Origin of the sequence: Cupriavidus oxalaticus (genome assembly GCF_004768545.1) — a bacterium.
Taxonomy (GTDB): domain Bacteria; phylum Pseudomonadota; class Gammaproteobacteria; order Burkholderiales; family Burkholderiaceae; genus Cupriavidus; species Cupriavidus oxalaticus_A.
This window is the reverse complement of record NZ_CP038635.1, coordinates 2,652,826-2,675,194: the sequence shown is the minus strand read 5'-3', so window position 1 is coordinate 2,675,194 and position 22,369 is coordinate 2,652,826. Positions and strand designations below refer to the sequence as shown.

Below are 22,369 nucleotides of genomic sequence, written 5' to 3'. Positions count from 1 at the left end.
CTCAGTTCAGCGACGTGCTCAGCTGGCGGCGCCAGCGCGACACCACTTCGGGCCGGTCGGCCAGCATCTCGAATACCGACAGCATGGTCTTGCGGCCGATATCGTCCTCGAAGCCGCGGTCGGTGCGCACGATCGCCAGCAGCTGCTCCAGCGCCGGTTCGTATTGCTGGCGCGCGATCATCAGCCGCGCCAGGTCCAGCCGGGCCGCCAGGTCGCGCGGATCGGCGGCGATGCGGCCGGTGAGGGTGGCCTCATCGGGCAGGCCGGCGGCGTTTTCCATGGCTTCGATGCGCGTGCGCAGGGCGCCGTAGCCATCTTCATGCTCGGCGCGCGGCGAGAGCGCCGCGAATTCCGCCCTGGCCCGGTCGACGGCGTTGCCGTCCAGCAGGAAGCCGATATAGGCCAGCCGCGGGGCGTCGGATTCCGGGTCCGCGGCAATCGCGTCGGCGAACAGGGTCTCGGCGCCGTCGCGGTTGCCGGCGGCGGCCAGTTCCTGCGCCTCGGCCAGCGGCGACCTGGCCTGGCCCGGCGCCAGCCGGCCCAGGAACTCGCGCAGCCCCGATTCCGGCAGCACGCCGGTGAACTGGTCCACGGCCTGGCCGTCGGCGATCGCCACCACATGGGGGATGCTGCGCACGCCGAAATGCGCGGCCAGCTCCTGGTTCTCGTCGACATTGACCTTGACCAGTTTCCAGCTGCCTTCGGCTTCTGCCTCCAGCCGTTCCAGCATCGGGCCCAGCGTGCGGCAGGGGCCGCACCAGGGCGCCCAGAAATCGACCAGCACCGGCGCCTGGTGCGAGGCGTCGATCACTTCGGTCTCGAAATTCTGCAGGTTGACGTCGCTCATGAACAATCCTGGAAAGAGGCGGAGATCCCTCTATTGTGAGGGCGAAGGCGCCAAATACAACGGCTGCCCGTTGTGTTCGGCCGTAGCCGCTCGCCGGCGTCCGGGAAAGTCACCGGTTGAAAATAGAACGATCGTTCAGTTATAGTCCTTGACCATACCGACAGACCCGGTCCGAAGACCGACGCACAGGAGACGTTTCATGCAGAACCCAGCTCGCCCGCATTTCCAGTTCTGGCCAAGGCGCCTGCCGACCGCCATCGTGCTGCCCGAGACGTCGCTCTGGTACAACCTGGAAGTGTCCGCGCTGCGCTATGCCGACAAGGCGGCGATCCGCTATTTCGGCAACGCCATCACCTTCCGCGAACTGGAAGCGCAGGCCACCGCGCTGGCCGGATGGCTGCAGCAGAAGGCGGGTGTGAAGAAGGGCGAGCGGGTGCTGCTGTACATGCAGAACTGCCCGCAGTTCATCATCAGCTACTACGCGATCCTGCGCGCTGACGCCGTGGTGGTGCCGGTCAACCCGATGAACCGCGCCGAGGAGTTCAAGCACTACGTCACCGATGCGCAGGCGCGCGTGGCTATCTGCACCGCCGACCTGGCCGCCGGCGTGGACCAGGCCGTGGCGGAACTGGCGCCGGCCGAGCGCCTGCAGCACCTGCTGGTGACGCAGTACGCCGACGCGCTGCCGCCCACGCACGAGCACCCCGAAGACGCGCCGCCCGCGTGGCTGACCACGCCGCACGCGCTGCCCGCCGGCGCGACCGCATGGGCCGAGGCGCTGGCCGCAGGCCTGCAGCCGGGGCCGCATACTGCCGGGCCCGACGACATGGCGGTGATGCCGTACACCTCCGGCACCACCGGCTTTCCCAAGGGCTGCATCCATACGCACCGCTCGGTCATGCACAACATTGTCGGCGGCGCGACCTGGTCGGGTTCGGGCGCCGAGTCGGTGATCCTGTCGGTGCTGCCGCTGTTCCACGTCACCGGCATGCAGTACGGCATGAACGGCCCGATCTACAGCGGCGCCACCGTGGTGATGCTGCCGCGCTGGGACCGCGAGGTGGCCGGCCGCCTGATCTCGCGCTACCAGGTCACGCACTGGACCAATATCCCGACCATGGTGATCGACTTCCTGGCCAGCCCCAACCTGGCGCAGTTCGACCTGTCGAGCCTGCGCTATATCGGCGGCGGCGGCGCGGCCATGCCGCAGGCCGTGGCCGAGCGCCTGCGCGAGCAGTTCGGGCTGCACTACCTGGAAGGCTACGGCCTGTCCGAGACCATGGCGCCGACGCACAGCAACCCGTCGGACCGGCCCAAGCTGCAGTGCCTGGGCGTGCCGACCTTCAACACCGACGCCCGCGTGATCGACCCGGTCACGCTCAGGGAACTGCCGCCCAACGAGATCGGCGAGATCATCGTCAGCGGCCCGCAGGTGTTCAAGGGCTACTGGGGCAAGGAAGACGCCACGCGCGAGTCCTTCATCGAGTTCGAGGGCAAGACCTTCTTCCGCACCGGCGACCTCGGGCGCATGGACGAGGAGGGCTACTACTTCATCACCGACCGCCTCAAGCGCATGATCAACGCGTCGGGCTTCAAGGTATGGCCGGCCGAGGTGGAGAACCTGCTGTACAAGCATCCCGACGTGCAGGAGGCCTGCATCATCGGCACCCGCGACCCGTACCGCGGCGAGACCGTCAAGGCGGTGGTGGTGCTGCGCGCCCATGCCAAGGGCAAGACCACGCCGGACGAGATCATCGATTGGGCCAAGGAGAACATGGCCGCGTACAAGTATCCGCGGGTGGTGGAGTTCGTGGACGCGCTGCCCAAGTCGGGGACCGGCAAGGTGATGTGGCGGCAACTGCAGGAGAGCGAGAACGCGCGAGCCGTGGCAGAGCAGAAGCCCGCGGCGGCCTGATCTGCGCCGCCAGCCTATGCCCGGGGCGGGTTCCCATTGCTGGCGAACCGCCACGGGGCGAGGCTCAATGCCCCCGCACTCGCATCAGCATCTTCACCATCGTCTTGTATCCCCGCTCGCGGGCATGGCGGGTCGGCGTCACGCCTTCGCGGTCGGCCAGGTTGGCGTCGGCGCCGGCATCCAGCAGCAACTGCACCGTTTCCTCGTAGCGCGTGCTGCCATCGCCCAGCACCACCGCTTCAAGCAGAGCCGTCCAGCCCAGGTTGTTGACGTGGTCGACGGCAATGCCCGCTTTCAGCAGCAGCTTCACCACTTCCACATGGCCCTGCTGGCTCGCGCCGATCAGTGCGGTGCCGTCGTAGCGGTCGGTGCTGGCCAGGTCCGCGCCATGCGCCAGCGCCAGCCGGACGATCTCGGCCTGGCCACTGGTGGCGGCCAGCAGGAACGGGCTGTTGGCGTCGGCGTCCTTGTGGTTCACGTCCGCGCCGGCCAGCATCAGCATCCGCGCGACTTCGACGTGGCGGCTCTGCACGGCGGCCAGCAGCGCGCTGCGCCCGCGTTCGTCGGCAGCGCGCGCGGTGGCGCCCGCGGCCAGCAGGCGCGCCACCATGTCCTGGTCGCCGATGCTGGCGGCGGTGATCAAATTGCGGTCGAGTGCGCTCAGGCCGTCGCTGCGCAGCGGTGCGCGCGCCGTGCCGCGCGGCTGCGCGGCGCCGGGCTGGCTGGCGCCGCCGGCCCCGGGCCGTGCCGCCAGGGTCTGGCCGCCCTGCGCCGCCAGCAGGCTGCCCCCCACCAGCAAGCCCATCAGGCCCAGCATCTCGTTGAGTACCTGTCTGCGGCTGCGGGCGGCGGGGCGCGTCATGGCGGGAACTCCTCGGCTCAGACGGTTTCGCGAGGCCGGTCCGGCAAGGGCGGGACGTCGTCCGTGCGGGTGCCGGCCGCGCCAGCCTGGGCGGCGGCGCTTTCGGCATCGGCCGCATCGTCCGCCTGGAGCTGGCGCCACAGCCGCCCCAGATAGGGGTCATCGACGCCGTTGGTGGCCAGCCCCAGCAGGGTTTGCTGCAGGTATTCGCGCGCCGGGCCGTACAGTCCGGCGGCGTGGCGTAGCCGCTCGACCACGCTGGTGTCCGGCAGCCGGCCGGCGTAGGACTCGTGCGTGCGGTTCATGACGAAGGCCAGGGCGCGTTGCCCGGGGCCCTGATCGCCATCGGCGCCGGTGCGGATGCGCAGCCAGCGCGGGTGGTACGCGCCGGTCAGCATCTCGCGGCGCCACAGCACGCGGAATTCCTGCTCGACCACGTGGCTGGGGATGCGGAACACCATGCCGTGGCAGCAGCCACCGCGATCCAGGCCCAGTACCAGCCCCGGATTGTCCCAGGTGCCGCGGTTGATGCGGGAGTAGAGGTAGAAGCCGCGGTGGTAGCCATGCACGGTCGCGCGCCGGCGCTCGGTGTGCACCACCATCGGGTTCCAGATCAGGGAGCCATAGCCGAACACCCAGACATCGCCGCCGAGCGCGGGATCTTCGGGCTTGCATGCCAGCGCGTCGCAGAGGGACTGCTCCAGCACGTGCTCGGGCAACAGCGAGGACGCGACCGGGGTACTGCACAGCGAGGTGCGCAGCCGGTCGGATTCGAGGTCCTGTCGCGTAATGGCCATGCTGCAAGCATAAATCAAAGCTGCGTCCCGGGCAGGTGGGGAAAATGACATAACTGCCAGTTTTTCCCGGAAATGCCTGAGCCGGCGGCAGCGGTGTGGGCGCTGGACAACGGTCGCGGCCGCGTGGCGGCCTTGCTACCCGGCGTGATGCCGGATCGATGCATGCACGCGCACGCTTGTCCGCCGTCAGCCCGGAGCGTTTTGCTGGCCCGCGGTGGCGGGCAGTCTTTACAATGGGAGCCTCAATCCGACCAGGAGGAACCTGCGATGGCGCGTACGCTTACGGTGGTGTTCGGCAGCGGCAAGGAGTATGACTTCACGATCGGCGCGGACGAGCTGGCCGCGGTCGGCGAGGATGCGGCGTGGCGCTGGTTCGACCGGGAGTACACCGAACTCGATTGCCAGGCGTCGAGCCCGGTCGGCAAGGTGCTGGTGATCGACAAGATCCTGAACGTCGCCAAGTTTTCCGGAGAAGCGCGCTTCTCCGGCGATCCTGCCTGGGCGCAGGACTATGCGCGCCATGCGGCGCGTCTGCTGGACCGCGACAAGGTCCGCGTCGATGTCGGCAACGCCGCCATCGGTTTCTGAGTCCGCTGAGTCCGCTAACGAGGCGCGCGGCGCGCGCCCGTTTTGCCGCTCCCGCCCGCGCGGGAGCGACGTGGCGGCGATCAGACCGCCAGCAGTTCCACTTCAAACAGCAGCGTCGCGTTCGGCGGAATCACGCCGCCAGCGCCGCGCGCACCGTAGCCGAGGTCGGCCGGGATCACCAGGCGGCGCACGCCGCCGACCTTCATGCCCTGCACGCCTTCGTCCCAGCCGCGGATCACGTGGCCGGCGCCCAGCGGGAACACGAACGGGTCATTGCGGTCCTTGCTCGAATCGAACTTGCGGCCGGCCTGGCCGTTCTCGTACAGCCAGCCGGTGTAGTGCACGGTGACGTGCTTGCCGGCGGTGGCTTCGGCGCCAGAGCCGACGGTGGTGTCTTCGTATTGCAGGCCAGAGGGCGTGGTTTGCATGGTGATTTCCTTCCGATGAAAACTGGCAGGGACCAGTCGAGGTGAATCGGGAGCGCGGCGGTGGCCGCCTCGTTCAATCCTGGGCGCGCTGCAGCACGTCCAGTCGCAGTTGCACGTTGCGGTCGTCGTCGGCGACCCAGATATCGCCGTCCTGGATCGTCACCGACAGGCGCATCGCGCGCTGCGCCAGCGCGGCGAGCGCGTCGACCGCTTCTGTCGGGACATTGTAGACGGTGACGTTGCGCAGCTTGCCGGCCTTGCCCGCCATGCCCTTCCACCACTCGCGCGCGCTGGCGCCGCTGTAGGTGTACACGGTCACGCGCTCGGCGCGGGCGGCGGCGCGCTTCAGGCGCGCTTCGTCGGGCTGGCCCAGCTCGACCCAATGGGCGATATCGCCGGTCAGGCGCTTGTCCCACAGGTCGGGCTCGTCGGGCTCATCCAGGCCGCGGGTGAAGGCCAGCGTCTCGGTGGCTTCGCAGGCGAAGGCGAGCACGCGCACCATCATGCGCGCGTCATTCTCGGACGGATGCTGGGCGATGGTGAGGCTGTGGCTGCCGTAGTAGGGCCGGTCCATGTCGGAGACGGCCAGCTCGGCTTTGAAGATGGTGGACTTGAGCGCCATGAAGTGAGGTGTGCGGCTGCGTCCGGGCGCGGTGGCGCGGTACGCGAAAGGCCGCATCATACGCGATTCGGCGGCGCCGCCGTATGCGCGTGGGCAGGGCAAGGTGGGCCAGCCGGCACAAATGGCCGGCCAGGGACGCGGCTGGGGAACGACCTCAGCGCTTGCGGTATTCCTTCAGGTAGAAGCGCAGCAGCGCCGACAGCAGCAGCGTGGCCAGGAAGCCGGCTGCCACCACCAGCGCCTGGCCGGCATCGGTATCGAGCTGGCCGGCCACACCGAGGCGGAACAGCCAGGTGCCGACCATCATCGCCAGGAACGGCATCAGCAGGGCGCCGCGGCCGTAGGTGCGCACCGCCCACAGCGGGAAGCGGCGCAGGAATTCGCCCGGAATGCTGCACAGCAGGCAGGCGCCAGCGGCGGCCAGGGCGGCTGCGACGATGTCGCCGGAATGGATCTCGAACATGGTCTCTGTCTCGCGTTGCCGCACACGCGGCGGCGTGGCAGGGATTGAGCAAAGCGCTGATTCTACAAGAGAAAACTGCGCCGGAGGTGACGCGTTGGGCTAGCGCGCGGGGCTGGCCGCCGGCGATGCCTCTATCGCCACCTGAAGCGTCACGATGTCGCCCGCATCGGGCAGGAAGCGGGTCATGCCGAAGGCACTGCGCGGCACTTCGGCGCGGAAGTCGCCGCCGCACACCTGCCGCGCCACGCCGAACATCGTGACCTCGCCGCAGCGGAAGCGCTCGGCCTGCAGCCGCACCGGGTGGGTGACGCCGTGCAGGCTCAACTCGCCCTCTACCGCCACAAGCCGGCCGCCGTCGCTGATAAAGCGATCGGCACGCAGCCGCGCCACGGGAAACTGCGCGATATCGAAGAACTGTGCCGAGCGCAGCACGCCGTCGAGCGTGCGGTTGCCGGTGTCGACCGAGGCCAGGTCGACGGTCACGTCGACCGCGCCTGCACCGCTGTCGGCATCGTAGACGATGCGGCCGTCAATCTTGCCGAAGCGCCCGCGCACCGAGCTGCGCTCGAAATGGCTGGCGCCGAAATAGACGGTGGTGTGGACCGGGTCGAGCGTGTATTCCACCGGTGCAGCGCCGGCGCCGGCGCTGCCCAGCATGGCGATCGCAACGGCTGCCAGCAGGCGAACGGCTGCCGACATGGCTAGTGCACGAACACCGGCAGCAGGAAAATCCCCACCACCGACAGGTACCCGATGGTCCAGCACAGCGTGCGCAGCGTGGCCCGGTCGGTCAGGTAGCACACGGTGTAGAGGATGCGGGTGAGGATGAAGACCATCGACAGTTCGTCGATGCGCGCCTGCGGCGCTTGCAGGAAGCTGGCGGTGAGCACCGCCGCGGCAAAGAAGGGGAAGGCCTCGAAATGGTTGCGGTGCGCCAGGTCGGCGCGCCGCGCGCGCCCGGTCTGCTTGTCGAGCCAGCCGCGCGGGTCATGGTTGTCGAAGCCGGGCGCGCTGGCCTTGGCGATGGCTACCGTGGCGAGCGGCAGCACGCCGGCCAGCAAAACGCACCAGAACGCGATCGGCATGGTTTCGGTCCTTTCCGTTGCAGGGCCGCAGCCGCAGCAGCCGGGGCGGCCGCTGCGGCCGGTAGCGCGGTCAGGCGGCGACCACGCGGATCTCGATGCCCGCCAGGCCCACCACCTGCCCGGCGCGAATCTTCGCAGTCTTGCGCGATTCGGGCGCGCCGTCCACCGAGACTTCGCCGGAGGCGACCAGCGCCTTGCCGGCGCCGCCGCTGTCGCACACGCCAGCCAGCTTGAGCAGGTCGTTAAGGGCGATGAACTCGCCCTCGAGCGGGAAGGTGATGGTCTGCACCGGAGTTGCCTTGCCCATCACTTGCCCCAGCTGTCCTTCAACCCGACGATGCGGTTGAAGACCGGCTTGCCCGGCTGAGAATCATTGCGGTCGGCAACGAAGTAGCCGTGGCGCTCGAACTGGAACCGGTCTTCCGGCTGCGCCTCGCGCAGGCCCGGCTCCAGGTAGGCTGTGACCACCTTCTTGGAATCGGGATTGAGCGCGTCCAGGAAGTTCTTGCCGCCGGCGTCCGGGTTGGGGTCGTTGAACAGGCGGTCATACAGGCGCACCTCGGCCTCGTAGCCGTGCGCGGCGCTGACCCAGTGGATCACGCCCTTGACCTTGACGCTGTCGGCGCCCGGCGTGCCGCTCTTGGTATCGGGCAGGTAGTTGGCATGCACGGCGACGACGTTGCCGTCGGCGTCCTTGTCCACGCCGGTGCACTCGACCACGTAACCGTATTTCAGGCGCACCTTGTTGCCCGGGAACAGGCGGAAATAGCCCTTGGGCGGGGTCTCGTTGAAGTCCTCGCGCTCGATCCACAGTTCGCGCGACAGCGGGAACACGCGCTTGCCCAGTTCCGGCTTCTTCGGATGGACCGGGGCCGAGCATTCCTCGCTCTGGCCTTCGGGGTAGTTGTCGATGACCAGCTTGAGCGGGTCCAGCACGGCCACGCCGCGCGCGGCCCGGCCGTCCAGGTCGTCGCGCACCGCGCCTTCGAGCGTGCTCATGTCGATCCAGCTGTCGGCCTTGGCCACGCCGACGCGGTCGCAGAACAGCTGGATCGATTCCGGCGTATAGCCGCGGCGGCGCACGCCGACCAGCGTGGGCATGCGCGGGTCGTCCCAGCCGTCGACACGGTTCTCGTCGACCAGCTGCTTGAGCCTGCGCTTGCTGGTGATGGCGTAGGTCAGGTTCAGGCGCGCGAACTCATACTGGTGCGGCAGCGGGTCGCGGAACACGCCGGCGTCACGCAGGTGCTCCAGCACCCAGTCATACAGCGGGCGGTTGTTCTCGAACTCCAGCGTGCACAGCGAGTGCGAGATATTCTCCAGCGCGTCCGAGATGCAGTGGGTGAAGTCGTACATCGGATAGATGCACCACTTGTCGCCCGTGCGGTGGTGATGCGCGTGGCGGATGCGGTAGAGCACCGGGTCGCGCATCACGATGTTGGGCGCGGTCATGTCGATCTTGGCGCGCAGCACGTGCTCGCCGTCGCCGTACTTGTCGGCGCGCATGTCGCGGAACAGCTGCAGGTTTTCCTCGACGGTGCGGTCGCGGTAGGGCGAGGGCTTGCCCGGCTCGGAGAAGTTGCCGCGGCTGGCGGCGATCTGTTCGGCCGACTGGCTGTCCACGTAGGCGGCGCCGCGCTCGATCAGCGTCTCGGCAAAGGCGTAGAGCTGGTCGAAGTAGTCGCTGGCGTAGTACAGGTGCGGCTGCTTCTGGCCGTCCTTGCCTTCGCTGTCCCAGGAGAAGCCGAGCCAGTGCACGGCGTCGATGATCGAATCGACGTATTCGGTGTCTTCCTTGACCGGGTTGGTGTCGTCGAAGCGCAGGTGGCAGCGGCCGCCATAGTCGCGCGCCAGCCCGAAGTTCAGGCAGATGCTCTTGGCATGGCCGATATGCAGATAGCCGTTGGGCTCCGGCGGAAAGCGGGTGATGACGGTCGGCAGCGGCTCGCCTTGCTTGTCCTGGCGGCCGGCATAGGTGCCGGCGGCGAGGTCCTGGTCGATGATGCTCCGCAGGAAGTTGGAGGCGGCTGGGGTGCTGTCGGTAGGCTTGTTGTCGTGGCTCATGGTGGCGCCGGTTGGCCGGCCGGATGGATCGACGGGTTGGATCGATACGGTGGCCGGTCGGGTCGTCAGATTGCGTGGCGGAATGCCAATACCGGGATTTTACCGTGCCGGCGGCGCCGCACGCGGTGAGCATCGGCTCATTTATGGTTTGTCGGTTGCCGGCGCCGGTTGGCCGCACCGAAAGTGACGCGTCGGAGTAGCATGGAGACCCGTGCCGGCCGGCCACGGCCGCCAGTCCTTCACCGCAGCAGGAACGCCCATGAACGCCCACACCGATGCGGCACAAGTGCCGCCCATGCCCCACGATGTCGTTGCCGCGCTGTGGCGCGATGCCGGCCTGCCCGCGGAGGCGCTGGCCCATCTGCGCCTGGACGGCGCCGAGCCGGTGCTGCCTTCAAGCTTTGCCGTGGGGACCGCGGCGCAGGCCAGCCTGGCCGCGTCGGCGCTGGCCGCCGCCACGCTGTGGCAGGGCCGCAGCGGCCGCTGGCAGGACGTCAGCGTCGACATGCGCCACGCGATCACCGAGTTCCGCAGCGAGCGCTACCTGCGCGTCGACGGCGGTCCCGCGCCGGAGCTGTGGGACAAGATTGCCGGCACCTACCGCTGCGGCGACGGCCGCTGGGTCCGGCTGCACACCAATTTCCCGCATCACCGCGATGGCGTGCTGCGCCTGCTGGGCTGCGCCTATGACAAGGCGGCGGTGCAGGCGGCGCTGGAAAAGTGGGAAGCCGAAACGTTCGAAACCGCCGCGTCCGACGCCGGCCTGGTGGTCGCTGCGCTGCGCAGCTTCGACGAATGGGACCGCCATCCGCAGGCCGCGGCGCTGCGCGGCCTGCCGCCGGTGACGCTCGAGCGCATCGGCGATGCGCCGCCACAGCCATGGCCGGCGCCAACGTCTGCCGATGCGCGGCCGCTGTCGGGGGTGCGCGTGCTCGACTTCACCCGCATCATCGCCGGCCCGGTCGCCGGGCGCACGCTGGCCGCGCATGGCGCGGACGTGCTGCTGGTAACCTCCGCGCACCTGCCGTCGATCGCGCCACTGGTGATCGACACCGGCCGCGGCAAGCGCAGCTGCCAGCTCGACCTGCGCGACCCTGATGACAAGCGCACGCTGCACAAGCTGCTCCACGGTGCCGACGTGATGGTGCAGGGCTACCGGCCCGGCGGCCTGGCCGAGCTGGGCGTGGGCGCGGAAGCCGCGGCGCGGGCGCGGCCGGGCATCGTCTACGTGTCGCTGAGCGCGTATGGCCACGTGGGGCCGTGGGCGCACAAGCGCGGCTTCGATTCGCTGGTGCAGACCGCCACCGGCTTCAACCACGCCGAGGCCGAAGCGGCCGGCAGCGACACGCCGCGGCCATTGCCGGCGCAGGTGCTGGATCATGCCGCGGGCTACCTGCTGGCATTCGGCGCGATGGCCGCGCTGCACCGGCGCGCGCTGGAAGGCGGCAGCTGGCACGTGCGCGTGTCGCTGGCCCAGGTGGGGCAGTGGCTGCGCGGGCTGGGGCGGGTGCCGCAAGGGCTGAAGGCGCCCGAGCAGAAGATCGACGATGTCGCCGACCTGCTCGAAGCGGTGCCGTCCGGCTTCGGCATGCTGACCGTGGTGCGCCACGCGGCGCTGCTGTCCGGGACGCCGGCGCGCTGGACGCTGCCGTCCGAGCCGCTCGGCACGCACGCGCCGGAGTGGCTGCCGCGCTAGTACAGAGTATTATGCTGCCGTTCGGGCAGCTCGCGGTCATAGGCGGCGCCGTCGATGGCGTTCTCGCTCAGCGTGGCCAGGATCTTGCCGTTGCTCGGCAGCGTCTGCCGTGCGACCTGCGCGTCCGCGGACCACAGGCGCGAGCGGATCAGCGCGCGGGCGCACTGGAAGAACACCGACTGCACCGTGATCACGAGCACCGTGGTCGGCGCCTTGCCGTCGACCACGCAGCGCGCGATCAACGCCGGGTCGACGCTGATCTGCGCGGTGCCGTTGACACGGATGGTCTCGTTGACGCCGGGGATTACGAACAGCAGGCCGACGCGCGGATCGGCCACGATATTGCGCAGGCTGTCGATGCGGTTGTTGCCGCGCCGGTCGGGCAGCAGCAGCGTGCGCTCGTCCAGCACCTGCACGAAACCGGGCATGTCGCCGCGCGGCGAGCATTCGGCCCAGTCGTCGGCGACGGTCGACAGCAGGCAGAACGGTGCGGCCTCGATAAAGGCGCGGTAATGCGGGTGCAGGTAGTCGACTTCCTTGGACAGCGAAGGTGCCGCGGGCTGGGCGTAGAGCGCTTCCAGTTCGGCCAGGGAGGTGATGGCGTGCGAGGTCATGGCGGGGCGGGGCGGTTGGCGGGGCAAGCGACAATGTAGCGCAGCCGGCGGCGCTGCGCAGGGCGGTCAGAGTGTCACGGTGCCGCGGCCAATCTCCAGCACGCGGCCGCCCACGCGGATCGCGCCGTCCGGGCCGACCGACAAGCGCAGCCGGCACGGGCGGCCGACGGCCTCGCCCTGGTCGATGATGTATTCCGCCGGCAGCGCGCGGCTGGTGGCGAGCAGCCAGCCACCGAGGTTAGCGCAGGCCGAGCCCGTGCCCGGATCCTCGGCCACGCCGCCGCCCTGCTTGGCGAAGAAATAGCGCGACAGCACGCGGCCAGGCTGTTCGGGATCGAAGGCGAACACGTACGCGGTCTTGCGGCCCAGGCTGCTCTGCGGCCAGATGTCGAGCCGCGCGCTGTCGGGATTGGCGCGTCCCACGGCATCGGTGCTGTTCACGGCCACCAGCAACTGGTCGGCGCCGGTGTCGACCCACATCGGCGACACCAGCAGGTCGCTCTCCTGCAGGCCGAGCAGGCTTGCCATCCCGGCATCGGGCAGGCCGGCCGGGGCGGTCTTCGGCATGCCGCTGTGCGGTGCGGTGAAAGTCCACACATCGCCCTGCGCCGTCACCGGGACCACGCCGGCGAGGAACTCGAGCGTCAGCGTGTCGCCGGTGCCGGCCAATTCGCGCACCACGTGCGCGGTGCCCAGCGTGGGGTGACCGGCGAAACGCATCTCATGGCCGGGCGTGAAGATGCGCACACGCGCGCTGGCATTGTCCGACGGCAGAATAAAGGTGGTTTCCGACAGGTTGAACTGCAGCGCGAGCGCCTGCATGGTGGCCTCGTCCAGGCCGCGCGCGTCTTCGAACACGCACAGGGGATTGCCGCCGAAGGTAGATTCGGCGAAGACGTTGAGCAGGCGGAAGGCGTAGGTGGGCATGGTGCGGGCTCCGGAAGCATCCGAGCAGTGTACGGAGGCGGAGTCGGTGCGCCATGCACAGTTGGCGGGGTTGTGGGCGGGCCAGTTGCGGGGTTTGCTCCCCTCTCCCGCGTGCGGGAGAGGGAGAACACCTTGCTTAGGCTAGCTCGGGCGGCTTGGGTGCACCCAAAACCGTTGGCTTCGTTGGTGGCTCAGAACCCCACCGCCTGCCCGTCGCGCCGGCTGTCGCTGGCGGCCACGTACCCTTGCTCCGGATCGTCCGACAGGCGCCAGATAAACTGGCCCGAGCCAAAGTCCATGTACGGGTCTTCCACCGACTTCAACTGGTGCCCGCGCGCCTTCAGCCCTGCGACCGTGGCCGGGTCCATGGTGCCTTCCACGTCCAGCGTGAAATCGCGGTTGACCTTCCAGCGGGGCGCGCAGCATGCGGCCTGCGGCTGCTGGTTGTAGTCCAGCATGCGCACCACCGTCTGCAGGTGGCCCTGCGGCTGCATGTCGCCGCCCATCACGCCGAAGCTCATCACCGGATGGCCGTTTTTCGTCAGGAAGGCCGGGATGATGGTGTGGAACGGGCGCTTGCCGCCGGCCACGGCGTTGGCGGACCTGGGATCCATCGAGAAGCCCACGCCGCGGTTCTGCAGGCTGATGCCGGTGCCCGGCACCACCACGCCAGAGCCGAAGCCCATGTAGTTCGACTGGATGAACGAGACCATCATGCCGCTCTCGTCGGCGGCGGTCAGGTAGATGGTGCCGCCCACCTTGGGCATGCCGAAGTTGAAATGCGTGGCGCGCTGCATGTCGATCAGCCTGGCGCGCGATTTCAGGTACGCGTCATCCAGCATCTGTTCCGGCGTGACTTCCATGCTGCGCGGGTCGGCCACGTAGCGGTACAGGTCGGCGAAGGCCAGCTTCATCGCTTCGATCTGCAGGTGCTGCGAATCGACGGAGTCGACCGGGATCGAGGCCATGTCGAACTGGCTGAGGATGCCCAGCGCCACCAGCGCGGCAATGCCCTGGCCGTTGGGCGGGATCTCGTGCAGTTCGTAGCCGCGGTAGGCCTTGCTGATCGGCTTGACCCAGTCGGGGCGATAGTTGCGCAGGTCGTCAAGCGTCATCGCGCCGCCGCACTGCTTGCTGAAGGCGGCGATCTTCTCGGCGATCTCGCCTTCGTAGTAGGCGCGGCCGCGGGTCTCGCCGATCTTGCGCAGCGTCTCGGCGGCAGCCTTCATGGTGAACTTCTCGCCGACCAGCGGCGCGCGGCCATTGGGCATGAAGGTCTCGGCGTAGCCCGGCTGGTCCTTCAGCTCGGGCACAGCGGCGGCCCACTTGTGCGCCACCACGGGCGGCACGGCGTAGCCACGCTCGGCGATCTCGATCGCCGGCTCCATCAGGTCGGCGAACGGCAGCTTGCCGAAGCGCTCGTGCATCGCCGCCCAGCCGGCGATCACGCCGGGCACGGTGACCGAGTCCCAGCCGCGGATCGGGCGGTTGGCCAGGCCGTTGGCGTCGGTGCCGTACTTGTTCCTGAAGTACTCCGGGTTCCAGGCGGCCGGGGCCACGCCGGAGGAGTTCAGGCCATGCAGCTCCTTGCCGTCCCACAGGATGGCGAAGGCATCGCTGCCCAGGCCGCACGATACCGGCTCGACGATGGTGATCGCGGCCGCCGCGGCGATGGCCGCATCGACGGCATTGCCGCCCTTGAGCAGCATGCGCAGGCCGGCCTGCGCAGCCAGCGGGTGCGAGGTGGACACCACGTTGCGCGCAAACAGCGGGATGCGCACGGAGGGGTAGGGGTTGGTCCAGTTGAAGTTCTGCATGGCTTTGTCTGTCGTTTCAGGAAGCGGCCGGGCCGTGGTGGGCGCCGGCAGCGTTGGCACTCGCGGTGCCGTTATTCTGCCGTGATCTTGCGATCCCTGATCAGCTTGCCCCAGCGGGCGCTGTCCTTCTTCACCATGGCGGCAAACTGCGCCGGCGTGCCGCCGACCGGCTCGGCGCCCAGCTTGCCCAGGCGTTCCCTGACCTCGGGCGACTGGATGGCCTTGTTGAACTCGGCATTCAGGCGATTGACGATGTCCGCCGGCATCCCCTTGGGCCCGTAGATGCCGAACCACGTATCCGACTCAAAGCCGGGCAGGCCCGACTCGCTGGCCGTGGGGATCTCCGGTGCCAGCGGCGAGCGCCTGGCGCTGGTCACCGCCAGCGCCTTGAGCTTGCCGTCCTTCACATGCGGCAGCCCCGAGACGATGCTGTCGAACAGCACCTGCACCTTGCCCGAGATCAGGTCGGGCACGGCCAGCGCGGTGCCGCGGTAGGGGATATGGGTGATGAACACGCCGGCCTGCGCCTTGAACGCCTCGGCGGTCAGGTGCACCACGGTGCCATTGCCGCTGGAGGCGTAGTTGAGTTCGCCGGGATGCTTCTTGGCGTAGTCGACCAGTTCGCGCACGTTCTTCACCGGCAGGCTGTTCGGCACCACCAGCACGTTGGTGGCGATCGCCACCTGGCCGATGGGGGTGAAGTCGGTCTCGGTGTTGTACGGCAGGCGGGTGTTGATGTACGGGCCGATCGAGTGCGTGCTGGTGGTCGCGATCAGCAGCGTGTAGCCGTCCGGCGCGGCCTTGGCCGCCATGTCGGAACCGATCGCGCCGCCGGCGCCCGGGCGGTTGTCCACCACGATCTGCTGGCCGATGTCGGTGCCCACCTTCTGGGCGATGGCGCGCGCCAGCAGGTCGGTCGCGCCGCTTGCCGGGAAGGGCACGATCAGGCGGATCGGCTTGCCGGGATAGTTGTCGGCCAGCGCGGGCGTGGTGGCCAGGCACATGCCACAGGCAGCGGCGATGCCGGCGAGGCGCAGCCAGGATTTCATGCTTGTCTCCGGAGTCAGGCTTGGGGCGGGCATACAGCGGGCAAGGCGGGCAAGGATTGATGAGCCCGCTTAATTATTCCGTGCCGCCGGTCACAAAGAAAGCTAATATTTCTTTCCAATGTCACAAGGAAAATTTAAGTATCGACGCAGCTTTGCAGCATTGCGCACGGGCACCGATGAGCACTATCCGATTCCTTCGTACCTTCGTTTCCGTAGCCGACCAGGGCTCCTTTGCCGCAGCCGCCGGCCAGGTGGCCCTGACCCAGGCCGCTGTCAGCCTGCAGATGCGCGCGCTCGAAAGCGAACTGCGGCGTGAACTGTTCGACCGCAACGGCCGCGTCGCGGTGCTCAATGCCGATGGCCGCGCGCTGTTGCCGCAGGCGCGGCGCCTGCTCGCCCTGTACGAAGAGATGCGGCTGCCGCTGGCATCGGACCAGGCCATGGCCGGTGCCGTGGCCGTGGGCGCGGTGGTGTCGGTGATGGGCGGCCTGTCGCACGCGGTGGCCCGCATGAAGCGCACCTACCCGGCGCTCGACGTGCGCCTGGTCGGCGCCAAGTCGATCGAGCTGGCGGCACAGGTCGAGGCCGGCGAGCTCGACGCGGCGATCCTGGTGGAAGGCGCCACGCGGATTCCCGGCACGCTGCGCTGGACGCCGCTGTACCAGGAGCCGCTGGTGGCGATCGCCGCACGCGGCAGCCCCGGCCGCGATGCGCGCGAGGCGCTTGCCGGGAATCCTTACCTGCGCTTCGACCGCAGCCAGCGCACCGGCGTGCTGGTCGAGCGCGCGCTGCGCCGCGCGCACCTGAAGGTCAACGAGTTCCTCGAGCTGAACGCCATCGAGGCGCTGGTCGAGCTGGTGCGCCAGGAGGTGGGCGTGACCGTAGTGCCGCTGCTGCGGCGCGCGCGCTGGCACGACGACGAGGCGCTGCGCATCCTGCCTCTGCTGGTCAACGGCGAGCCGGTCATGCGCCACATCGGCATGCTCGAGCGGCGCGACCACGGGCGCGGGCAGGTAACGGCGGCGGTGCGGGCGGCATGCAGCGAACTGTTTGGCGCCTGAGTGGCACCAGAAGCCGGTCGCCATGGCGCCATAAGCGCGGTCTATCGGCCAGATAGACAGAATCGCATTCTCCTCGGGCCGAGCTGTGCATATATTTTGGTTGCGGACAGCCGCTGCGGAAGTCAGACAGCGCGGCTTCGCCCTGCGCGCGCCCCGATCGTCACGCCGGTGCGCGCCCGCGCGCGTCCGCGCACCGGCGGCAACCAGCCGGCTTGCGTTGCAAGAACGTCCGGCGAGTCGTGCCGGAGCGGGAATCTTCGAAGTCAGACAGCTATTCGGGCAATAACAGCAATCGAGCGACCGCTGACGCCATCGCGGCAGGCGTATGCAGTACGTCCCCCTAAGGAGAGAACGTATGTCTAACGAAGCAAAGTGTCCCTTCACGCATACCGCCGGCGGCGGTACGACCAATCGCGAGTGGTGGCCAAAGCAATTGCGGCTGGACCTGCTCAGCCAGCATTCCGGCAAGTCCAACCCGCTGGGCCCGGACTTCAACTACCGTAAAGCGTTCAAGGACCTGGACCTGGCCGCGGTGAAAAAGGACCTGGCGGCGCTGATGACCGACTCGCAGGACTGGTGGCCGGCGGACTTCGGCCACTATGGCCCGCTGTTCATCCGCATGGCCTGGCACGCCGCCGGCACCTATCGCATCGGCGACGGCCGCGGCGGCGCAGGGCGCGGCCAGCAGCGTTTCGCGCCGCTCAACAGCTGGCCGGACAACGTCAGCCTGGACAAGGCGCGCCGGCTGCTATGGCCGATCAAGCAGAAGTACGGCCAGAACATCTCGTGGGCCGACCTGCTGGTGCTGACCGGCAACGTCGCGCTGGAGACCATGGGCTTCAAGACCTTCGGTTTCGGCGGTGGCCGCGAAGATACCTGGGAGCCTGACGGCGACGTGTACTGGGGCGACGAAAAGACCTGGCTCGGCGGCGACCTCCGCTACGGCAAGGGTGCCGCGGGTAAGTACGACGACGCCGGCGTGCTGGTTGCCGACGAGGACATGCATGGCGCCGAGGCCAGCCGCACCGACCACGGCCGCCACCTGGAAAACCCGCTGGCAGCCGTGCAGATGGGCCTGATCTACGTGAACCCGGAAGGGCCGGAAGGCAACCCGGACCCGCTTGCCGCGGCGCACGATATCCGCGAGACTTTCGCGCGCATGGCCATGAACGACGAGGAAACCGTTGCGCTGATCGCCGGCGGGCATGCCTTCGGCAAGACGCACGGTGCCGGACCGGCGGACAACGTCGGCGCTGAACCGGAAGGCGCGGATCTCGAGCTCCAGGGCCTGGGCTGGTCGAGCAGCTTCCGCACCGGCAGGGGCGCCGATACCATCACCAGCGGGCTGGAGGTGACCTGGAGCAAGACGCCGACGCAATGGGGCAACAGCTACCTGGAAAACCTGTTCGGCCATGACTGGGAACTGACCAAGAGCCCTGCCGGCGCCAACCAGTGGGTGGCCAAGAATGGCGGCGAGACCATCCCGCATGCGTACGATCCGTCCAAGAAGCTGCGGCCGACGATGCTGACCACCGACCTGTCGCTGCGCTTCGACCCCGAGTACGAGAAGATCTCGCGGCGCTTCCTGGAGCATCCCGACCAGCTTGCCGACGCCTTCGCCCGCGCGTGGTTCAAGCTGACCCATCGCGACATGGGTCCGCGCGCGCGTTACCTGGGCCCGGAAGTCCCGCAGGAAGATCTGCTCTGGCAGGACCCGGTGCCGAAGGTTGACCATCCGCTGGTCAACGACCAGGATGTCGCCGCGCTCAAGCAGAAGGTGCTGGCTTCGGGCCTGCCGCTGTCGCAACTGGTGCAGACCGCGTGGGCGTCGGCATCGAGCTTCCGCGGTTCGGACAAGCGGGGCGGCGCCAATGGTGCGCGCATCCGGCTGGCGCCGCAGAAGGACTGGGCCGTGAATGAGCCCGGACAACTGGGCAAGGTGCTCAAGGTCCTCGAAGGGATCCAGGCCGAATTCAATGGCGCGCAATCCGGCGGCAAGAAGATCTCGCTGGCCGACCTGATCGTGCTGGCCGGCGGCGCGGCCATCGAGCAGGCGGCGCAGAAGGCGGGGCACAAGGTCACCGTGCCGTTCTCGCCGGGCCGCACCGATGCGTCGCAGGAACAGACCGACGTGGACGTAATGGCCGCGCTCGAGCCGAAGGCGGACGGGTTCCGCAACTTCGTCAAGGCGAAATACAGCATCCCGCCGGAGCACCTGCTGGTCGACAAGGCGCAGCTGCTGACGCTGACCGTGCCCGAGATGACGGTGCTGATCGGCGGCCTGCGCGTGCTGAACGTGCATACCGGATCCGATGCGCATGGCGTCCTGACTGACCGCCCGGAAACGCTGACCAACGACTTCTTCCGCAACCTGCTCGACATGCGTCTGGAATGGAAGCCGCTGTCGGACGAGCGCGAGTTGTTCGAAGGGCGCGACCGCAAGACCGGCGACAAGAAGTGGACCGGCACGCGTGTCGACCTGGTGTTCGGCTCGAACTCGCAGTTGCGCGCGCTCAGCGAGGTCTATGCCAGCGAGGATGCGCAGGAAAAATTCGTCAGGGATTTCGTCGCGGCCTGGGCCAAGGTGATGAACCTCGACCGCTTCGACCTGCTGGATTGACGCCTGCCGTTTGAGCGGCAGCTCGGCCCCCGTCACGGTGTCATGCCGTGCCGGGGGCCGGGCATGCGCGTCGTCACCAACAGCGGCGCGCAAAAAAACGGCCGGCACGCGCCGGCCGCCAGATTGCTGACGTATGGCTTTGCCCTACATCATCCTGTGCGCGAAGTGCCCGCGCTTTGCATCGGCCATCAGTTCCATGAACTGGTCGGTGCTCATGTGCACCAGTTCCTGGTGGTCGCCCGCTTCGAAATAGACGTCGGCGTGCGTCAGCAGGCTGTCGTCCAGCCAGGTCTGCGTGCCATACGCCATGCCGACCGGCGGGATCGCGCCGTGGTCGCAGTCCCTGAAGACTTCGCGCACGCCATCCTCGTGCGCCAGCGACAGGTTGCGTCCGGTCTGCTCGCGGATCTCGGCAAGTTTCAAATGGTGCGTGGAAGGAATCACCGCGGCGACATAGCCGCTGTCGTCTTCCAGCAGGACTGTCTTGGCCAGGCGGTCTCCGGGAATGTGTGCAGCGTGTGCAGTGGCCATGCTGCTCAGGCTGTAGGGGTGCCGAACGGTGTCGAACTGGCTGTGCTTGGTGCTCAGGCATTTCGCCAGCGTATTAGCCATGGTCATGATCTCAAACCTCCGACGCGCTCATCGCGACAGTTGTCCGGGTGCTAATACTATAGGTCGCTGCGGGCCCGGCGGAGGCGTGTCACCGTGTCAATTCCCGGCAACAAAAAAAGGGCACCTCGCGGTGCCCCCAGTGTTGCATTGCGAGCCGGCCCGCAGGCCGGCGGCAAGTCCTGCTTATTCTTCCTGGAACGCTTCTTCGCGCTTGGCCTTGATCGAAGGCAGCGCCACGATCACCACCAGTACCGCGGCTGCGATCAGCAGGCCCATCGACAGCGGACGCGTCACGAACACGCTAAAGTCACCACGCGACAGCAGCAGCGAGCGGCGGAAGTTTTCTTCCATCATCGGCCCCAGCACGAAGCCGAGCAGCAGCGGAGCGGGTTCGCAGCGCAGCTTGATGAACAGATAGCCGATCACGCCGAAAGCCGCGGTCTGGAACACATCGAACGTGGTGTTCTGGACCGAGTACACGCCGATGCAGCAGAACGTCAGGATGGCCGGGTACAGGTAGCGGTAAGGCACCTTCAGCAGCTTCACCCAGATGCCGATCAGCGGCAGGTTCAGCACGATCAGCATCAGGTTGCCGATCCACATCGAGGCGATCAGGCCCCAGAACAGCGCCGGGTTGCTGGTCATCACCTGCGGGCCGGGCTGGATGTTGTGGATGGTCATCGCACCCACCATCAGTGCCATCACTGCGTTGGGCGGAATGCCCAGCGTCAGCAGCGGGATGAAGGAGGTCTGCGAAGCCGCGTTGTTGGCCGATTCCGGACCGGCCACGCCTTCGATCGCGCCCTTGCCGAATTCCTGCGGGTACTTGGAGGTCTTCTTCTCCAGCGAGTACGCCGCGAACGAAGCCAGCGAGGCACCGCCGCCCGGCAGGATGCCCAGCGCTGAGCCCAGCGCCGTGCCGCGCAGCACGGCCGGAATCATGCGCTTGAAGTCTTCCTTGGTCGGGAACAGGTTGGTGATGTGGTCGGTGAAGGTCTCGCGCTGCTCCTTCTGCTCCAGGTTGGCGATGATTTCAGCAAAGCCGAAGATACCCATTGCCACCGAGACGAAGTTCAGGCCGTCGGTCAGTTCCGGCACGTCGAACGAGAAGCGCGCTGCGCCCGAGTTCACGTCGGTACCCACCAGGCCCAGCAGCAGGCCCAGCACGATCATGGCGATCGCCTTGACCAGCGAGCCCGAGGCCAGCACCACGGCGCCGATCAGGCCCAGCACCATCAGCGAGAAGTACTCGGCGGGGCCGAACTTGAAGGCCAGTTCCGACAGCGGCGCGGCGAACGCGGCCAGGATCATGGTGGCCACGCAGCCGGCGAAGAACGAGCCCAGGCCGGCGGTGGCAAGCGCCACCCCCGCTCGCCCTCGTCTTGCCATCTGGTAGCCGTCGATGGTTGTCACCACCGAGGACGATTCACCCGGCAGGTTCACCAGGATGGCGGTGGTCGAGCCGCCGTACTGGGCGCCGTAGTAGATGCCGGCCAGCATGATCAGCGCGGCCACCGGCGGCAGCGTGTAGGTCACCGGCAGCAGCATGGCGATGGTGGCCAGCGGCCCCAGGCCCGGCAGCACGCCGATCAGGGTGCCCAGCACGCAGCCCAGGAAGGCGTACGCCAGGTTCTGGAAGGTCAGGGCGGTGGAGAAGCCCAGGCCCAGGTTAGTGAGTAGTTCCATGTTGGCGGCCTCCTTAGCTTGCCAGGAAAGCCGGCCACACCGGCATCTGCAGGTTGATGCCGTACACGAACGCGCCCAGGCTGATCAGCACCAGGATGATGGCGTTCAGGATGGCACCCTTCCAGCTGAATTCGTGGCTGGCCATCGACGACACCAGCACCAGCACCAGCACCGACAGCACCATGCCCAGCGGCTTGAGCAGCAGGCCGAACAGCACCACCGAGCCCAGAATCCACAGCAGCGTCTTGATATCCCAGCGGGCCAGCTGGTCTTCCTCAGCCTTGGAAGACAGCGAGCCCCACAGCACCAGCACGCCCAGCAGGGCAAGCACGATGCCGAGCCAGAACGGGAAGTATCCGGGTCCCATTTTTGCGGCGGTTCCCATGGAATAGCCGCGTGCGACCCAGGAAAAGCCGAATCCGACCAGGATGAACATCAGGCCGGAGGCGAAGTCCTTTTGGCTACGTATGCGCAAAGTGAATCTCCTCGAAAAGACGCTTGAAATCTGCGGTTGACCCTTTGTTGCCCTGCATCAATGCGGTCTGCAACGAAGGGCCCTCCTGCGGGCAGGGTGGAAGTTAAGGGGGCGACCTTTCAGCTACCTTTCAGATGTCTG

General features: G+C 67.9%; 22 protein-coding genes. 5 read left to right on the top strand and 17 right to left on the bottom strand.

All coding sequences use genetic code 11. The features are described from left to right. Position 1: 1 nt before the first annotated feature. On the bottom strand, positions 2–847 hold the full coding sequence (gene trxA / locus E0W60_RS23195; RefSeq protein ID WP_133092392.1) for a thioredoxin: 846 nt from the start codon (positions 845–847) through the stop codon (positions 2–4). A gap of 199 nt (positions 848–1,046) precedes the next feature. Between trxA and E0W60_RS23190 the strand changes: the two genes are divergently transcribed. Further along, positions 1,047–2,762, top strand: coding sequence for a long-chain fatty acid--CoA ligase (locus tag E0W60_RS23190; protein ID WP_135705674.1), 1,716 nt, complete (start codon positions 1,047–1,049; stop codon positions 2,760–2,762). Positions 2,763–2,826: 64 nt separating this feature from the next. On the opposite strand, the gene E0W60_RS23185 is transcribed toward E0W60_RS23190, so the two are convergent. Together E0W60_RS23185 and E0W60_RS23180 are read right to left on the bottom strand one after the other, a co-directional pair. Next, complete coding sequence (locus E0W60_RS23185) at positions 2,827–3,624, bottom strand: ankyrin repeat domain-containing protein (RefSeq protein ID WP_135705673.1); 798 nt, start codon at positions 3,622–3,624, stop codon at positions 2,827–2,829. A 17-nt stretch (positions 3,625–3,641) separates the two neighbouring features. Beyond that, positions 3,642–4,421, bottom strand: a complete 780-nt coding sequence (locus E0W60_RS23180) for a gamma-glutamylcyclotransferase (protein WP_135705672.1) — start codon at positions 4,419–4,421, stop codon at positions 3,642–3,644. 267 nt (positions 4,422–4,688) lie between these two features. Between E0W60_RS23180 and E0W60_RS23175 the strand changes: the two genes are divergently transcribed. Beyond that, positions 4,689–5,009 (top strand): hypothetical protein, encoded by a 321-nt coding sequence (locus E0W60_RS23175; protein WP_133097387.1) that lies wholly within the window; start codon positions 4,689–4,691, stop codon positions 5,007–5,009. 80 nt (positions 5,010–5,089) lie between these two features. Here E0W60_RS23175 and E0W60_RS23170 read toward each other — a convergent pair whose 3' ends face one another. The 7 genes from E0W60_RS23170 to E0W60_RS23140 form a co-directional block, all read right to left on the bottom strand. Beyond that, positions 5,090–5,437 (bottom strand): FKBP-type peptidyl-prolyl cis-trans isomerase, encoded by a 348-nt coding sequence (locus tag E0W60_RS23170; protein WP_018008195.1) that lies wholly within the window; start codon positions 5,435–5,437, stop codon positions 5,090–5,092. 73 nt (positions 5,438–5,510) lie between these two features. Next, complete coding sequence (locus tag E0W60_RS23165) at positions 5,511–6,059, bottom strand: YaeQ family protein (protein WP_135706298.1); 549 nt, start codon at positions 6,057–6,059, stop codon at positions 5,511–5,513. Between the two features lie 154 nt (positions 6,060–6,213). Next, positions 6,214–6,522, bottom strand: a complete 309-nt coding sequence (locus E0W60_RS23160; protein ID WP_133097388.1) for a hypothetical protein — start codon at positions 6,520–6,522, stop codon at positions 6,214–6,216. A 99-nt stretch (positions 6,523–6,621) separates the two neighbouring features. Continuing rightward, positions 6,622–7,221 carry a YceI family protein gene (locus E0W60_RS23155; RefSeq protein WP_135705671.1) on the bottom strand — a complete coding sequence of 200 codons (600 nt, stop codon included), beginning with the start codon at positions 7,219–7,221 and terminating at the stop codon, positions 6,622–6,624. Between the two features lie 2 nt (positions 7,222–7,223). After that, positions 7,224–7,607: an MAPEG family protein gene (locus E0W60_RS23150; RefSeq protein ID WP_133097389.1), complete on the bottom strand. Its 384-nt coding sequence runs from the start codon at positions 7,605–7,607 to the stop codon at positions 7,224–7,226. Between the two features lie 70 nt (positions 7,608–7,677). Continuing rightward, entirely contained in the window at positions 7,678–7,914 is a 237-nt protein-coding gene (locus E0W60_RS23145) for an RNA-binding S4 domain-containing protein (protein WP_195427331.1), read from the bottom strand. Beyond that, entirely contained in the window at positions 7,914–9,671 is a 1,758-nt protein-coding gene (locus E0W60_RS23140; protein WP_135705670.1) for a glutamine--tRNA ligase/YqeY domain fusion protein, read from the bottom strand. The genes E0W60_RS23145 and E0W60_RS23140 overlap by 1 nt, the downstream gene beginning before the upstream one ends. 259 nt (positions 9,672–9,930) lie before the next feature. On the opposite strand from E0W60_RS23140, the gene E0W60_RS23135 reads away from it, so the two are divergent. Beyond that, the gene (locus tag E0W60_RS23135) at positions 9,931–11,367 is read left to right on the top strand and encodes a CoA transferase (RefSeq protein ID WP_135705668.1); all 1,437 of its coding nucleotides are present in this window, start codon (positions 9,931–9,933) and stop codon (positions 11,365–11,367) included. On the opposite strand, the gene E0W60_RS23130 is transcribed toward E0W60_RS23135, so the two are convergent. From E0W60_RS23130 to E0W60_RS23115, 4 genes are all read right to left on the bottom strand, one after another. Continuing rightward, positions 11,364–11,981 carry a pyridoxamine 5'-phosphate oxidase family protein gene (locus E0W60_RS23130; protein ID WP_135705667.1) on the bottom strand — a complete coding sequence of 206 codons (618 nt, stop codon included), beginning with the start codon at positions 11,979–11,981 and terminating at the stop codon, positions 11,364–11,366. The two genes, E0W60_RS23135 and E0W60_RS23130, sit on opposite strands and share 4 nt — an antisense overlap. A 66-nt stretch (positions 11,982–12,047) precedes the next feature. Then, entirely contained in the window at positions 12,048–12,908 is an 861-nt protein-coding gene (locus E0W60_RS23125; RefSeq protein WP_135705666.1) for a PhzF family phenazine biosynthesis protein, read from the bottom strand. A 191-nt stretch (positions 12,909–13,099) separates the two neighbouring features. Next, on the bottom strand, positions 13,100–14,725 hold the full coding sequence (gene ggt, locus E0W60_RS23120; RefSeq protein ID WP_133097394.1) for a gamma-glutamyltransferase: 1,626 nt from the start codon (positions 14,723–14,725) through the stop codon (positions 13,100–13,102). 71 nt (positions 14,726–14,796) lie between these two features. Next, positions 14,797–15,774, bottom strand: a complete 978-nt coding sequence (locus tag E0W60_RS23115; protein ID WP_135705665.1) for a Bug family tripartite tricarboxylate transporter substrate binding protein — start codon at positions 15,772–15,774, stop codon at positions 14,797–14,799. A 176-nt stretch (positions 15,775–15,950) separates the two neighbouring features. Between E0W60_RS23115 and E0W60_RS23110 the strand changes: the two genes are divergently transcribed. Together E0W60_RS23110 and katG are read left to right on the top strand one after the other, a co-directional pair. Further along, entirely contained in the window at positions 15,951–16,835 is an 885-nt protein-coding gene (locus E0W60_RS23110; protein ID WP_135705664.1) for a LysR substrate-binding domain-containing protein, read from the top strand. A 355-nt stretch (positions 16,836–17,190) separates the two neighbouring features. Beyond that, positions 17,191–19,455, top strand: coding sequence for a catalase/peroxidase HPI (gene katG / locus E0W60_RS23105; protein WP_135705663.1), 2,265 nt, complete (start codon positions 17,191–17,193; stop codon positions 19,453–19,455). A 144-nt stretch (positions 19,456–19,599) separates the two neighbouring features. Here katG and E0W60_RS23100 read toward each other — a convergent pair whose 3' ends face one another. The 3 genes from E0W60_RS23100 to E0W60_RS23090 form a co-directional block, all read right to left on the bottom strand. Beyond that, positions 19,600–20,073, bottom strand: a complete 474-nt coding sequence (locus tag E0W60_RS23100; protein ID WP_135705662.1) for an aminoacyl-tRNA deacylase — start codon at positions 20,071–20,073, stop codon at positions 19,600–19,602. Positions 20,074–20,250: 177 nt separating this feature from the next. Then, positions 20,251–21,753 carry a tripartite tricarboxylate transporter permease gene (locus E0W60_RS23095; protein WP_116320835.1) on the bottom strand — a complete coding sequence of 501 codons (1,503 nt, stop codon included), beginning with the start codon at positions 21,751–21,753 and terminating at the stop codon, positions 20,251–20,253. A 13-nt stretch (positions 21,754–21,766) separates the two neighbouring features. After that, positions 21,767–22,228, bottom strand: a complete 462-nt coding sequence (locus E0W60_RS23090; RefSeq protein WP_029045514.1) for a tripartite tricarboxylate transporter TctB family protein — start codon at positions 22,226–22,228, stop codon at positions 21,767–21,769. Positions 22,229–22,369: the final 141 nt, after the last annotated feature.